Below are 15,292 nucleotides of genomic sequence, written 5' to 3' on the forward strand. Positions count from 1 at the left end.
GCTGGTTTAGCGCCAAATGAATCTGAGATTAGATACAAAGACTCTAAAACTGTGGCCAAATTTTATTGACCACTACAGTCCAAGGGTCAGTGGTTCGAATCCACTCAGTCGTACCAATTCAAAATAATAAAAAAACTAAAAGAAAAAGCACTACCTACTCTTGATCACCCGGTCCAAAGGTCAGTGGTTCGAATCCACTCAGTCGTACCAATTCAAAGTAATAAAAATCCAAAGAAAAAGCACTACCTACTCTTGATCACCCGGTCCAAAGGTCAGTGGTTCAAAACCACTCAGTCGTACCAATTCAAAGTAATAAATAACTAAAGAAAAAGCACTACCCACTCTTTATCACCCGATCCAAGGGTCAGCAGTACAAACCCACTCAGTCGTACCAATTAAAGTTTACATTTCAGATAGTTGAAGAACCGATCAAATCTACTCGTTAAGTTTTTATTATTTTTATCCAAACGTCCAAACCATATTTTTAGCCCTTTAATCTCTCTAAAAACTCAACCTCTACCTTACAAATTTACCTCTTTGCAATTGAAGATTAAGTGACCAGCAACTAAACTTGTTCGTATCATTTAATAAATTTATTTTAGAGCCCAGGCTCAGTGAACAACTTGCTAGGCTGTGTTTTTTGAAGCTATTAGTGAATTTTATTTTTATATAAATAAACTTATTAGATACCAGAATATATTAACTGATAATTGATGGTTCTTTCGTGTTAGGTTTTTTTTCCATATAAGACTCCAACCTGTCTGTTTCTCTTTTTACAACCTCATAGCACTCGCAAGACTGGGACTCTAACTGAGGTCGGTCTATCACACTAATATGACCACGTTTATAAGTGATAATACCCAGTTTTTGTAGTTTACCAGCGGCCTCAGTTACCCCTTCACGTCTTACGCCTAACATATTTGCTATTAGCTCTTGAGTCATTATTAAATTGTTACTCGGTAAACGGTCAATCGATAGCAAAAGCCAGCGGCTTAGTTGTTGCACTATACTATGATGACGATTACAAACTGCGGTTTGCGCCGTTTGGGTAATCAATGATTGCGTGTAACGTAACATGAGCATACGCATATCAGGCTCGCTATTAAATTGCCTGCGTAATTCACAAGCGGGTAAGCGATAAGCAGTACCAGCACTTTGCACAATAGCCCGATTGGGGGTGCTTTCTCCCCCCATAAATACAGCTATACCTACAACCCCTTCATTACCGATAACTGATATTTCAGCAGATGAGCCATCAATCATCACATACAATAATGAAACAATACTATCTATTGGAAAATAAACGTAATCGAGCTTTTCACTTGTTTCATAAATAACTTCTCCAAGGGATAAATTGACTCGCTTTAAAAGCGGAAACATGTGGTGTTGTGCGTCAGTAGATAAAGCATTAAGCAGTTTGTTCTTCAATTGACCCATCTAATGTGAATTTCCTTTTTATATGCCCAACTTATAACTAATAAAACCTAAAAGTAATGGCTTTGAAAGTATGTAAGTTAGGATATTTTAATAATAAACTCGGATTTGTTTATACAGTTATTAGGCGCTAGAAATGAAAGGTCGTTGCTTTTTGATAATAAAAATTGTTCTATTTTTATTAAAGAATTTTAAGGTGTCTTTAATTATTTTATATACGTTTATTCACTTTAAATATAAGCCGACACTCCCAGCTGTACTTCACTGAAATAATAAAATATTCAATATAACAAGGCGAATATGTACGCTAACACACATAGTCTAAATTTATCTGCCTTTAGTTGATATATATCCATAATGGTTGATGAAATTTAAAGATAATCCACACCACAGCATGGCGACAACTCACTGTTATAAAACACAAAATAGAACTCTGCTATTAGACTATGTGTGTTAACGAACCGACCCTTAACGTAGCTTGATATATGTTGGTGTATGTATTCAGGAATATGATAAACTTTATGAACATTTTTAATGGTGCGCTATTAATTCAGTAGGTGTAAAGTTGGTCCAGCTAATAATGAGCGCTCTAAGCAAGCAATGTCGTCTTTGTACCAGCATATAGTCAATAGCTAAGATAAATTAAACCAATTACTCGCTCCACCTTGCAACCCAACAATGCCAACCCATATTTACCCTTTGTAAAGATCAAGCCAAGCTTGAAAATACGTCAGTAAACAGCTTTAACAAAACACAGCAAACGGGACTTATTATGACTAATGAAATTAAATACTCAATCGCAAACTTTGCAGCCTTAGAAACTTCAATAGCAAATGGGGAAGAACAATCGGTAAAAGAATTATTAGCAGATCAGTCAATGCAAGAGCTAGAAAAAAGCTACCTGTTAGACTTAGCTAAACTCGGTAATAACAGCGCTATCATAAAGCTATTAAATGATATTCCCGTAAAAAACAGACGCTCGTAGCTATGTTATTACTCCATAGTTAGCGAGTTAATCCATGTTGTAAGGTAATAATTGATTATTCTCGTTTTACTTATGATGACTTGTTTTATTTAGGCTATTAATATAATCAATAAGATTATTTAAAGGTATTGGTTTGGAAAAATAATAGCCTTGAACCCTTATACTGCTGAATTGAGATAAATAGGCGATCAGCTCAGCATTTTCAACACCTTCAATGACCACTATTTTTTTAAGCTCTGTACAAATCTTGATGATACCTTCTAATAAAGCGCGTTCTTGGCCCTCATGCTCAGCACCAATCGTGAACTCCCGATCTATTTTTATAATATTAGCAGGCTGCCTCGACAAGTAAGAAAGGCTAGAATATCCAGCGCCAAAGTCATCAATCGCAACATTAAACCCCTTAGCCATCAGCTTTCTAAGAACGCCTTCGATAACCCCTTTTTCTGACATGACTGTTTCAGTTACTTCAACTGTGAGCCGATGTGGCTCTATACATTTATCAGAGACTAATTGGCAAATATTTGCAACAAACCCTTGCAGTTGTAATTGCTGGGGTGAAAAATTAACAGCCACAGTAATATTTTTTAACTGTGCAGTATTACTCATATCTTTAAGTACCTGTGCTAGTACTTGTTTGCCAACTTCTAATATTTGCCCCGTTTGCTCTGCTATAGGTATAAAAATAGCCGGGGAAATATACGCACCATTACTTTTCCATCGCACCAAACTCTCAACACTAATCACTTTGTTATCAGATAAACTATGGATTGGTTGGTAATACACTTCTAAGTCACCATCTTTAAGCGCTTTTTGAAGCTCTCCTCTAATGTGGACTATTTCTTTATGCTTATCATCCATTAGCTTATGATAAAAACAAAGCTGATTCCCTCCAAGGGTTTTCGCACTGTCCATAGCAATATCTGCATGCTGTAATAGTACTTTTGAATTTCCTACTCTTTCTTTAGACATCGAAATACCAGCGCTGGCTGTAAGATAAATATCAACGTCCTCTAAATAATAAACGTTTGCTAAAGAGCTTATTAATACTGATATTTCTTCTCTTAGTTTATCTTTACTTATATTGCTGTAATAAAGAATAAACTCATCATTACCAAAGCGTGCTATTGAGTCGGCTGTCAGCGCGTTATTTTTAAGTCTTCTTGCAACTAACTTGAGAACTTTATCGCCTATGGCATGCCCTAAACTATTATTTATAGAACTAAAGCCATCTAGGTTTATAAAAACCATTGCACACGGTGAGTTTAACGCTTTAGCCTGCTTAGACTGTTTAGCGTTTATTTCATCATCTAGCGCATCTCGGCGAATTAGCCCTGTTAACTCATCATATTTAGCCATTTTAAACAGCTTTTTTGATTGTTGTTTTAGTAGGTATGAAGAGTCTGAAGCAAGTATAAAAATATAGATAAAGATGAAAGTAAGCCAAATTATAATTTGTTCGACTTTTGCCCTTTCTTTTAATGCAGAGTAGTTATTAATAAAACTATATATATTGTGCTTTAAAATGCCCATTACATCGACTTTTTCTACAATATAGTCACTGTATAAACTCAATAGTATATTTAAATCGTATACGTTTTGCTTTTGAGCATTAACAGAAAAGTAAACTTGAGGCGTCAATTCAATAAATACATCAAACGTATTTAGATAATCTATGTATCTGTTCTCAATTAATAAATTCATGTCTAGTAAAGCTAAAACTTGATATTTACCGCTAGTAACTGAATTTATAGGTATCGAAAACATAATAGTCGGCGTACTCGTTTTCAACGTTAATGAATTAGCTGCAAATCTAACTTCATCCGTAGTTGTATTTAACCAGTTCACTACAGAATCACTTGATAAAAATCCACTGGAAATAAATTGCTTAGAAAATATGTCACCTTCAACTAACGTAAGATTTTCATCAAAAATAAGCATCCCTTTGATGATTTTATAATCTCTCGCATAATTTTTCATATCAACAGCGGCAAGCTTTAAAAAATTATCATGACTCACTTTCTCTAATCTCGACTTAATCCGAGATAATGACTTTTTATGCTCATCAAGATTTTTATTAAGCATTGTCCCCACTAAGCTTATTTTTTCTCGTGCTTTTTCTTCTTCACTACTCACTGTTTTTACTGCACTAGCGTACCATAACGACACACCCGTAAAGATAACTAAAAACATGACTGCTTTGGTAAACTTAGCCCCTTTAGTTATCGTTGCAGAACATAAAATTTTAATAATGAGCGCTGAGAAAAAAGAAAAAACCATAACGGCATTTAAAGCAGTAATAAATGGATTATCACTAATTAAAAAAAACTTTTCGTCAACGACTCCCCATAAGCTAAATTGAAAATTTAAGAAAAAAGCACACCCTAGAATGCCTAATACAGGAGTCACATATTTAACTTTTTTTGTAAATTTAAAATTAAATAATAAAGTTAAGATTGAGCCTAAAACTAGCGATATTAAAGCGGTACTAATAGAAATTATAGGCATCAGAGGTGCTTCAAGTAAAATACTCTCCAACCCACCCAAAATTACTACAACAACAAAAAACTGAATAAAGCCTAAATATAAAATACTTGCTGCTGATTGAGTTAGAGATAACCGCATGAGTCTGTTGTAACCTTCTAATTTGAGTCGCCAAGATCTTAAACTGTAAAGCAACTGCCGTATTAGTACAGTCAAATTTAATTGTTTTGTATTATATTAAATAAAAAGATACAGCCTTTATGGCTAGATATTAAATTGAGGGAATAATCTAATGAAAAGTAAGTAGATTCATAGTCATGCCATATCATCTGCTTCTCATTTTAATACCAACCTGCATAAATATTTGAACAATTAAAACAAATTAAATCACTCTATAACGTTGCTAAATAGACCCCGTATATAAGCAGATTGGTATAACTGAATAAACTAGAATTGACTGTCCGGATATATTGAGCACACCAAACCATTTTACTTAACTCGATTAAAAGAAAAGATCCTTGGTATAAATGGATATCACATACATTTGATTGAACTGACACCTTAGTAATACACTAATATTGCCAGTTCAATCAGTCGATTACATATCTGAAAACCGGTTAGCCGATTGCACAATTCTTTTTATCTCATTTTCTTCAATATCTTTTATTGTATCAAGCAACGTTTTTGCGCTTTCGATATCTACACGAGAATATATATGAATGTATAACTCAATAACTTGTTCATGATGGTTTACTATTTTCTCCATAATGTCTGAGATATCTAGCTCTTCAAAGAGTGAGTTGCAATCAACGCGCTCAATAATTGAGTGCTTTTCGATGTAATCAAAACACCAGGTGTTTAGCGCTTTTACGTCTGCCGTATTTTCAAATCCTTGTACAATATTCTCTAAACTCTCCTCATGCTCAGATAGGTAGCGAAGCATCATTCGTGCTCCCTCATCCTTATTTTGTTCAGAGCTCTGGTTTAGGCTATCTTTTAAGTTTTTGTGAAATAAAACGGTCCAATTGAGTACATCTCTAATTGTTTCAATTTGCATTTATTGCTCCTAAGTTTGATGATATCTATACAATATTTAAATATGAAGCATGCTAATTTTTAGGATTAGGCTCACTCGCCTGAGTGTGTTGTAAATACTGAAATAGCTCACTGTCGGTCGATAAAACCAATGTTGTGTTTTGGCTAAGGGCGAGTTCAAGCGCCTGCAACGAACGGGTAAATGCATAAAATGCGACTGCTTGATCATTTTTGTTATAGGCTGAGGCGTAAATAGCGGCTGCTTTAGCATCAGCTTTACCTCTAATTTCTGTTACTGCTCGGTAGGCTTCAGATTGAATTTTATCTAAGTCTCGCTCTCTGTTACCTTGTATACGGGCAGCTTCGCCTTTTCCTTCTGACAAAAAGCGTTCTGCTATTTGACGACGTTCGCTGATCATACGTTCATAGATTTTAGGGCGTACACTTTCATTATAATTAATACGTTTAAAGCGAATATCCATAAGCTCAATACCAAATACTTTTACTTTTTTGGCTGCGGCATTAAATATATCTTGCTCGACAACTAAACGTCCCATGCTTATAGGCACTAAACTACCAATATTCTGCTCTTTTTCAGCCTCGGTGAGTGACGAGTCACGCAAAGGTTGGCGATCTTTCGTTGTACGAATAATTTCGATTAATTCGTGTGTGGCTACTGCATTACGCGTTTCACTGCCAAAAATATCATCAAGTCTAGACTGTGCGCTTCGCTCATCACCTAAGCGTAAAAAATACTGCAACGGATCGGTAATCTGCCACCGCGCGTAAAGACTTACAGAAATATAAAGCTTATCCTTGGTCGGCATATCAGAAGGTGTTCCTTCCCATTCCAGCACGCGCTTATCAATAAAATTAACTTGCTGAACAAAAGGCATTTTGAGTTGAATACCCGCCTCTCTAATTGGCTCACCAACCGGTTTACCAAACTGAGTAATAACAACCTGCTCTACTTCGTTAACCGTATATAAAGCGCTATATAAAGTAACCCCTACAAGTGCAGCTAAAATACTGCTGCCAACGATTAAATAAGATTTCATGGCTGCTGTCCTTTTAGTGAAGTTAAATTGAGTAAAGGTAATACACCGCGTGCTTCGCTATCGATAATAATTTTATTTTTTATCGTTGGCATAACATCAGTCATTGTTTCTATATATATTCGTCTGCGTGTTACCTCAGGTGCCAGTTGGTACTGTGCAAACAGCGCATTAAAACGCAAAGCGTCGCCTTCAGCTTCATTAACTCGCTTAAGGCGATAACCGTCAGCCTCTCTTATTCGTTGGTCCCGCTCCCCCTCAGCAAGCGGAATAACGCGGTTATATTCGCGACGCGCTTCGTTAATCAACTTTTCTTTTTCTTGTTGAGCCTGATTAACTTCATTGAACGACCCTTGTACTGGTACGGGTGGGTTAATATTTTTTAGTTGAACCTGATCAATACTAATCCCCATTACATATTTGGTTGCCAATGCCTGCATTTTTTGTAATGCCTCAATTTCAATCCCTTGCCTGCCAATGGTAATTACTTCATCTACAGTTCTATCGCCTACAACTTCACGCATAACTGATTCAGACACGTATCGTAAAGTGCCTGCCGGGTCGCGCACCTCAAATAAGTACTTTTGGGGATCGGCTATCCGATATTGAATTACCCATTCAATCAGCGCAGTGTTTAAATCGCCAGTTACCATTTGGGTTTCTTCGCGTTGATTTGTTGCAGGTGAAATTTTTGGCGCAAATGAGCGAATATTATTTTCAGGATTAATATTTTGATCAGGGTCTGAGGCTCCAGGAGTAGAAAAACCAAACTCCTGCTTTAATTGCCGCTTGGTAGGCACTATTGTGACGTGATCAACACCTAATGGGATTTTTACATGTAAGCCCGCAGGCAGAATTTCTTGAAACTTACCAAACCTTAATACCAAAGCAACTGAATCACTGGGAACGGTATAGACTGCGCTATAGCCTGTAGCAATCAATCCCAAAAACAATACTATGGTTAAACTTGTGCTAAATTTTCCACTCAGCAACTTCTTATACTTTTTAAACGCACCGCTCATCACTTTATCGATATCTGGCGGACCGCTTTTACTTTTAGAATTTGGACTATTTTCGTTTTGTGTAGAAATAATATTCTCCTTTTTAAGAAACCAAAAATATGGAGCCTTATTACTACTTTAGATTGTCATAAGCCCTAGCCTAAAGCGCCAACGTGCTTCGCAATCTAGGTGATAACTTCCTCTGTATAATTTAAGGGTAATAATTTAGGGGTAATGATTTAAGGAATAGTTTTAAGATTTAAATTCATGCACTTATAGATTAATTTAAAGCCAAAAAACCTTAATAAGACATTAGCGTATTTATTTTAATTGGTCTGTTCGGTACGCCACATAGCGTGTTTTAAACAATAGGTTTAATTGATAAATAAAGGGTTAAGTACAACTAATGAGTACAAACTATTGAATACCCATTAGCCCCTTCTCGTCCTATTATGACGTTGAATTAATTGATTTATTGCTCTTTTTTGAGGCAACCACTCGAATATATAAAACCCCAAGTATTGCAGAAAGAACCGAAGCCACTAAAACCGATGTTTTTGCGTTATGAAGATGCTCGGCTTGCCCATCAAACCCCAACGTAGCAATAAAGGTAGACATGGTGAATCCAATCCCAGCGATAAGTGAAGCACCAATAACATGCTGAAGATTGATACCTTCTGGCAAGCAACCTATTTTGTAGCGCAAAGCAAGCCAACACGCACCCGAAATACCAATAAACTTACCAACAACAAGACCACTAATAATACCTAAGCCAACGGGATCACTGAGACTCTCAACAAATGAACTAAAGTTAAAAACCACACCCGCATTAACTAAAGCAAATAGCGGTAAAATAAACAGTGCGACAGGCAGGTGCAGCACATCTTCCCACCGACGCAAAGGTGTACCCGCATTTTCGGCTAAATCACGAATTTCGAGTACCTGTTTATGATCCTGTCTGCTAGCCAGAACATCTACTTTCTCTATTTCTTTTTGCATAGAGGTAATGGTTGTTTTTGCCTTTTCAAGCGACCTTCCTGAGCCCAACATTGAGCGAGCAGGAGCCGTTAAAGCAATAGCAACACCTGCTACAGTAGGATGCACACCTGACTGTAACATCATCCACCAGGTGGCAAGACCAATGATAATGTAAAAAAGCGGCTGCCTTATTCCGGCATAATTGGCGGCTACTAAAAAAGCAAATAGAACAACGGCGCATGACAAATACATCACCGATATTTCTTGGGTATAAAACACGGCAATAACGAGTATTGCCCCCACATCGTCAACAATCGCAAGACCTACAATAAAAGCCAACAAGCTTGTTGGTATATGTTTTCTTACAATTGTAAGCACACCTAATGCAAACGCAGTGTCGGTTGCCATGGGTATACCCCAACCAATCAGTGAATCTTGCCCCCAGTTAAACAGCGAATAAATACCAGCCGGCACGACCATTCCGCCAATGGCGCAAAAAATGAGCATGTGTCTATTTTTGGGCTCAGCTAAATCTCCAGCAAGTACCTCTCGTTTTATTTCAAGCCCAAGCAATAAGAAAAATATCACCATCAAACCATCATTAATAATGTGTTTAAGCGAGGTTTTTAGCTCAAAGTTTCCTAATGAGATCCCAATAGGCGTATGCACTAAGTTCAGATAGGTAGCTGAATAAGCTGAATTTGCCCACCATAGTGCAATGATTGTAGATACCAGAAGAAACAGACTAGAGGTGGTTTGAGCACGCATAAAATTAGAAAATGGGTCGTGCATATAGTCTAAGCCACGATTTAGTATGTTTTTAGAATCGTTAGGCATATCAGGTAGCCTTATAAATTGTGGGTGTTCGTTTTATAAAAACTTTTAAGATTTAAGTTCTCCAGTTTTACTATCAGTCAACAAACACTTCGCCTTAAAATTACTAGCATTAAGACGAAGTGCACACCCCTAATTAATCTAATGTAAAATTAGATTAGAGATAGATATAATCATTGTGTTATTACGTTATAAGGGTAAATATTTTCGCGGTTTTGGAATGCCAAAATAGCCGTATTTTTAATTATTCCTTGCTCAATGTTTATTGCACGGCGAATGGTTTCATCTTTTTGCCACTGTAAAGCGCCTTTGAGTATCGTTTGTAAATATACAATGAGCGCCGCAGAGATTGAACGCGTCGCGCTTTCCCATAAATAACTCGGTGTATGATCAACACCATAATAATCCGTGTTGTTATATCGAAATAAAGGATTTTTAAACGTTGTCGGCTTTGCAAAAAAGAATCCCATCCCCTCATCACAGCTAACATCAATAATTAAGCTGTTTGGTTTTAAGCAGTCGGCCTCTGATTCAATTACAAAGTTAACCGGATGAGCTGTTTCTTGATAAGTCCCGTTAACGATAATATCGGCTTCGCTAATAAGATCGCTAAGTGGTCGATTAGTCCCATCATGCTCAACAACCATCATGCGAGCCTCTCCTTCAAGACCTTCTCGTACCTTAACATAGTGACAATCTAATATTTCTTCACGCACTTCGTGATCAGGACGCTGAATACAAATTGTAATATCTCTAAAGCCATGCGCTTTAAGGGCGTAAATAGCGCCTCTACTCACTGCACCAAAACTAAATATAATCGTTTTACGTTGATCGCCATAATGACCATCAATACCCTTAAGTTGCAAAGCATGTATTACAGCGCAATACCCTGCCATTTCATTGTTTTTATAAAAAGTATGGCGCCCTGCATTTCCTTGTGGTGACCACACATACATATCTTCAAAAGCAATTAAGGTAAGTTTACGTTCAATTGCCGCTTGTGTTATTTCATGCTGTTGAACGCAGTGGGCATAGCCCCAAATAGTGCCTCCTTCGCGCATTTCTTCTAAGTCAGCAAGTACAGGCTTTGCAATAATGGCCGTGCCAATATGGGTAAGTATTTCGCTGCGCGATGCAATGCCACCCGTTAACGTTGCAATATATTCATCGCTAACATTAAAAGCGGTGCCATAGCCTTGTTCAAACACCATTTGTTTTCTAAGATTTTCGGGAATTCGTAATAAATGCTCTGGGTGAATAGGATACCGTCTTTCATCTGTCTTGCGGGATGTTCCGATAACGCCGATAGTTAATTCACTCATGCTAAGTCCTGTTTATAAAGTAAGTACGCTTGAGTTCATCAACGAATCATCATACTTCGCCAATAAACTTAGGCGGTGTTTTTTCTGTACGTTTTTGGCTCGGATGAACCAACTCTATTTTACAAAGGTGTAATTTTGACAATAAATAATGAAGAGCAGTGAGTTAACTTGCAAGCTGAAGACTATTACCTTTTGAGTAAAAGTGCTGACTGAGTATATCAGAAATAAGGTTTACTAACTTGGGTATCTCAAACTGAAATAAAGGGAGTACTCGCTAATTACTGAGGTTTTAACTTAATGATTTACTTTGTAGAACAGATTTAATGAGCTTTGTATTGGGCTAGCTGAACGTTTGGCTTTTATATAAACTTCCACTTTGCAAAAGCGTTCTTAAAGATAAGATAAGCAAATAAACAAAGCTAATGTTAATCATAATGTTAATTTGGGTTTGATGAAGTCTATAAATGCTTTAACCCTTTCAGAAGCTGCTGACGATTTATAAAATACTGCATTCACCAACTCCCTGTCAGTACCTTGAATCCTATATGAGTCCAACAATGAAATGAGTTTACCTGACTCAATATCCTGGTTAGCCATAAAACCAGATAAGCACGTTATACCACTTCCTGATAAAGCTAATTGCCGAATAGTTTCACCATTACTAGCTGTTATTGTTGGTGTGATTATATCTATCCCTCTAATCGGCCATTTGTTAAGTGTTTTAATATTTGAAAAACCAATTAATGTATGATTTTTCAAATCTGTTGGTTTTTTAGGTAAGCCGTTTTGTGTAATATATTGCGGAGATGCCACAATAAAAAGTGAACTTTTTCCTAGAATTTTGGCATGTAATGTTGAGTCATCTAATTTTCCTATTCTAATTGCTACATCGGTACGTTTTTCAATTAAATCAACGATTACTTCATTAGAATTAAGTTCAATGTCAATATTAGGGTAAGCCTTTTTAAAAGCACTTATATGAGGCGCAATTTGATGAAATATAAATGGGCTAACAGCATCAATACGCAACTTTCCTTGAAGGATCTTTGCCTTAACAGCTATGTCTGCTTCTGCATTTTGAATATGCTGAAGACCAATACTTACTGCATCAACAAATTTCTTACCTTCATCTGTCAACATAACTCGTCTAGTTGTACGAATTAAAATAGTTTCTCCAAGATCTTTTTCTATTTTTGTTACAGAGCGAGATATACGAGCAACTTGAATATTTAATGCGTCGGCAGCAGCAGAAAAACCGCCAAACTCAACAACAGCTAATAAAAGCTCTAAATCATCGGATCTTGTTTTTAAATTCAAATTAACCTCATTTATTACAATAGTATTTTGTAAGTAACACTGTTTATTGCAACAGTTTAGCAGGTAATAATTACGCCAACAAATAGAAGTAAGGGTTTCTTTAACCCCCTAACTTCACACCGCTGTATTAATTAAACTTGGAGATTATGATGCCACTAGCATTACTTGCATTAGCACTCAGCGCTTTTGCGATAGGAACAACCGAATTTGTGATTGTCGGATTACTACCAACAATGGCACAAGACCTTAGTATATCGATCCCTTCAGCAGGCTTATTAGTTAGTCTATACGCACTAGGTGTAGCAATAGGTGCTCCTGTTTTAACCGCTTTTACAAGTAAGTGGAATAGAAAAAACGTGTTGTTATCGGTTATGGGGTTGTTTGTTATTGGAAACTTGGTCGCTTGGCAAGCACCTAGTTTTGAAGCATTGATAATAGCTAGAATACTAACAGGACTGGCACATGGTGTATTTTTCTCTATAGGCTCTACTATTGCTACAAGCTTAGTACCGAAAGAAAAAGGAGCAAGTGCTATTGCAATTATGTTCACAGGATTAACCGTAGCTTTAGTAACAGGGGTTCCATTAGGCACTTATATCGGTCAAGTTTTCGGTTGGGAAGCTACCTTTTTAACCGTATCTATTTTAGGTTTATTAGCCATGATTGGTAGCGCTATACTCGTCCCAAGCAATTTAAAGCAAGCTAAACCAACTAATCTTGCAGCACAGGTTAAAGTGTTAACTCATCCAAGGTTATTATTAGTTTATGCGATCACAGCGATTGGCTATGGCGGAACTTTTATTGCTTTTACTTATTTAGCACCCATTCTTAATGAAGTGACTGGCTTTGCATCTAGTTCGGTAGGTTTAATACTTTTAGTGTACGGTATTTCCGTTGCTGTCGGAAACATATGGGGTGGAAAAATGGCTGATAGCCTTGGTCCTATTAAAGCATTAACGATAATTTTTTCAGGACTTGCAGGGATATTATTAGTCTTAAACTTTACCGCTTATAACCCGGTTGCAGCTGTGATAACTATTTTAGTATGGGGTGCATTTGCTTTCGGTAACGTACCTGGCTTGCAAGTTTATATTGTGAAACTAGCTGAAAAATACACACCTGATGCAGTAGATGTTGCATCGGGTCTAAATATCGCAGCTTTTAATGTAGGCATTGCAATAGGAGCATGGGGAGGTGGTATCATTGTTGAAGAGCATGGTTTAATGAATACTCCTTGGGTTGGCGCTGTTGTTGTTTTAATTGCACTTGTTTTAACTCGTTTTAGTGGAATTTTAGATCGAAAGGCGCAGATCATAAATTAGTTAAAACCATAACCTAAACTTGGGCTCTGTTTTTATATATCAAAGCAGAGCTTATTGCATTATATCTATAAAAAATTGACGACTATTTAAGACTAAAAGTTAATCTTCTTTGTTTTGCATTATAACAAATACACTTTCTCTGTTTCCTGTGAACGCTCCTTTAACTAATAATAAGGATAGTGTTGCATTCACCAGTTGAAACCACAGCTCTTAGCCGACTATCAGCTATATGCTCCTTTTAGTTGCTTATTACACCAAAGGCTCTACTACGTCTTTTACAAAAACTACGTCACGTCTAATGTTATTCATTTTCACAACATACTCGAAAGTTGATGACCCAGTTAACAACTAAGGAAAAACCGCAATCGAGGCAGCTTAAATCGAAATAATAAAAGTTTAAAAAATAATATTAAATGCTATTGCAGATCGTGATATTGAACAAGCGACTCACACTTTACTTAAGCGCATTAATAATTTAATTATTGAGAAATTAGGTAGTTACTGCAAGTTTATAAAATGCTTGGGTTTAGTAAAAAAGCTTAAAGAGTGAAGCAGTCTAACAACGCCAAAACTATTGCTTTAGTTCTATTATTCTAGTTCTATTACTTTAGTTTTGGCGCTTATTAAAGGGAGAATATTTACCCTTTCATTTGTTCAAGCTCTTTGCCTTTAAGTAGTTAAATCATGTTGTATATCAGTTTAAGATTTAGCTAATACCTTGCAGGCTTACTTCACAGTTTTCGATGCTAAACCCTCTTTCTTTTGTTATTTTCACTTTACTGTTGTCACTATCATCAGTAAAAAACACGTCATTACCTTCAATTGAAATACGGCCTATTTGCTTTTGCATCGCAATTCCGCTGCTTGTTAACTTAATATCCATATCATCTGTAAACCCAACTAAAATAGGATCTGCACCTAAAGTTAAATTAAAGCTGTGCGCTTTTGCTAATGAAATGCCAGTACCAATAGGTTTTAAAGTAACGTTAATTGATGCTTTTCTAAATACCTCTTCTGATGTTGCAACCATAAGCCCAATTACAGCGCCGGTTACAACAACGCCCATGGTGTAGCTTAAACCTAAGTTCATTACAACAAGCCCAATTGCACCCCCTACTGCGCCAGCGATTAATGCAACTTGTGCTTTTAAAAGACCTAAGGGGTCACCCATTAGAAAATTCCGGTCAAGCAGACAGCTGTGTTTTCTTGATCTTTTTTATTCAAAAACCAAGTGTTCTTATTATTTAAACTCAATTTAAATATGACTATGCACCTAGTAATGACGTCGATTGGTGTGAATATGCACCAGTCACCCATATGAATTTAGGCAGTTTAATTAAGCATTATTGATGATTAATTAAGGCCCTTGGCTTTCGCCTCAGTCATCGTTTAGTACCAATGTCAGTCCAGTTTCTGGCTGTGTTTACACACTGCGCTGTAACAAGTTTGTGGTTTATGCTTACACATAACCAACCCTTTGTGGCTCAAACATTGGGCATATCCAGTATTTAAAATATGAGCGGTT

The 15,292-nt window shown here is 36.6% G+C and carries 11 protein-coding genes; 2 read left to right on the forward strand and 9 right to left on the reverse strand.

All coding sequences use genetic code 11. The features are described from left to right. Positions 1–699: 699 nt before the first annotated feature. Positions 700–1,437, reverse strand: coding sequence for a Crp/Fnr family transcriptional regulator (locus I6F65_RS19720; protein ID WP_166109282.1), 738 nt, complete (start codon positions 1,435–1,437; stop codon positions 700–702). Between the two features lie 769 nt (positions 1,438–2,206). Between I6F65_RS19720 and I6F65_RS19725 the strand changes: the two genes are divergently transcribed. Further along, on the forward strand, positions 2,207–2,419 hold the full coding sequence (locus I6F65_RS19725; protein ID WP_197114540.1) for a hypothetical protein: 213 nt from the start codon (positions 2,207–2,209) through the stop codon (positions 2,417–2,419). Positions 2,420–2,485: 66 nt separating this feature from the next. Here the strand turns inward: I6F65_RS19725 and I6F65_RS19730 are convergent, their stop codons facing one another. The 7 genes from I6F65_RS19730 to I6F65_RS19760 all read right to left on the reverse strand — a co-directional run bounded on the left by I6F65_RS19730 (position 2,486) and on the right by I6F65_RS19760 (position 12,445). Further along, positions 2,486–5,044, reverse strand: coding sequence for a bifunctional diguanylate cyclase/phosphodiesterase (locus tag I6F65_RS19730; RefSeq protein WP_197114542.1), 2,559 nt, complete (start codon positions 5,042–5,044; stop codon positions 2,486–2,488). Between the two features lie 457 nt (positions 5,045–5,501). Then, the gene (locus I6F65_RS19735; RefSeq protein WP_165734853.1) at positions 5,502–5,960 is read right to left on the reverse strand and encodes an ATPase; all 459 of its coding nucleotides are present in this window, start codon (positions 5,958–5,960) and stop codon (positions 5,502–5,504) included. Between the two features lie 52 nt (positions 5,961–6,012). Next, a complete protein-coding gene (gene hflC / locus I6F65_RS19740) occupies positions 6,013–6,996 on the reverse strand; it encodes a protease modulator HflC (RefSeq protein ID WP_166109279.1) in 984 nt (327 codons plus the stop codon). Next, complete coding sequence (gene hflK / locus I6F65_RS19745; protein WP_002962612.1) at positions 6,993–7,934, reverse strand: FtsH protease activity modulator HflK; 942 nt, start codon at positions 7,932–7,934, stop codon at positions 6,993–6,995. The genes hflC and hflK overlap by 4 nt, the downstream gene beginning before the upstream one ends. Before the next feature lie 510 nt (positions 7,935–8,444). Beyond that, positions 8,445–9,809, reverse strand: coding sequence for a Na+/H+ antiporter NhaA (gene nhaA, locus I6F65_RS19750; RefSeq protein ID WP_166109278.1), 1,365 nt, complete (start codon positions 9,807–9,809; stop codon positions 8,445–8,447). 170 nt (positions 9,810–9,979) lie between these two features. Continuing rightward, a complete protein-coding gene (locus tag I6F65_RS19755) occupies positions 9,980–11,128 on the reverse strand; it encodes a N(5)-(carboxyethyl)ornithine synthase (RefSeq protein WP_165721786.1) in 1,149 nt (382 codons plus the stop codon). 429 nt (positions 11,129–11,557) lie between these two features. Beyond that, a complete protein-coding gene (locus I6F65_RS19760; protein ID WP_197114544.1) occupies positions 11,558–12,445 on the reverse strand; it encodes a LysR family transcriptional regulator in 888 nt (295 codons plus the stop codon). A 149-nt stretch (positions 12,446–12,594) separates the two neighbouring features. Here I6F65_RS19760 and I6F65_RS19765 point away from each other — a divergent pair, with 149 nt between their 5' ends. Then, positions 12,595–13,767, forward strand: coding sequence for an MFS transporter (locus I6F65_RS19765; RefSeq protein WP_197114548.1), 1,173 nt, complete (start codon positions 12,595–12,597; stop codon positions 13,765–13,767). A gap of 706 nt (positions 13,768–14,473) precedes the next feature. On the opposite strand, the gene I6F65_RS19770 is transcribed toward I6F65_RS19765, so the two are convergent. Further along, positions 14,474–14,938 (reverse strand): hypothetical protein, encoded by a 465-nt coding sequence (locus I6F65_RS19770; protein ID WP_197114546.1) that lies wholly within the window; start codon positions 14,936–14,938, stop codon positions 14,474–14,476. Between the last annotated feature and the right edge of the window lie 354 nt (positions 14,939–15,292).

This window comes from Pseudoalteromonas sp. SWXJZ94C (assembly GCF_015864385.1).
Classification (GTDB): domain Bacteria; phylum Pseudomonadota; class Gammaproteobacteria; order Enterobacterales; family Alteromonadaceae; genus Pseudoalteromonas.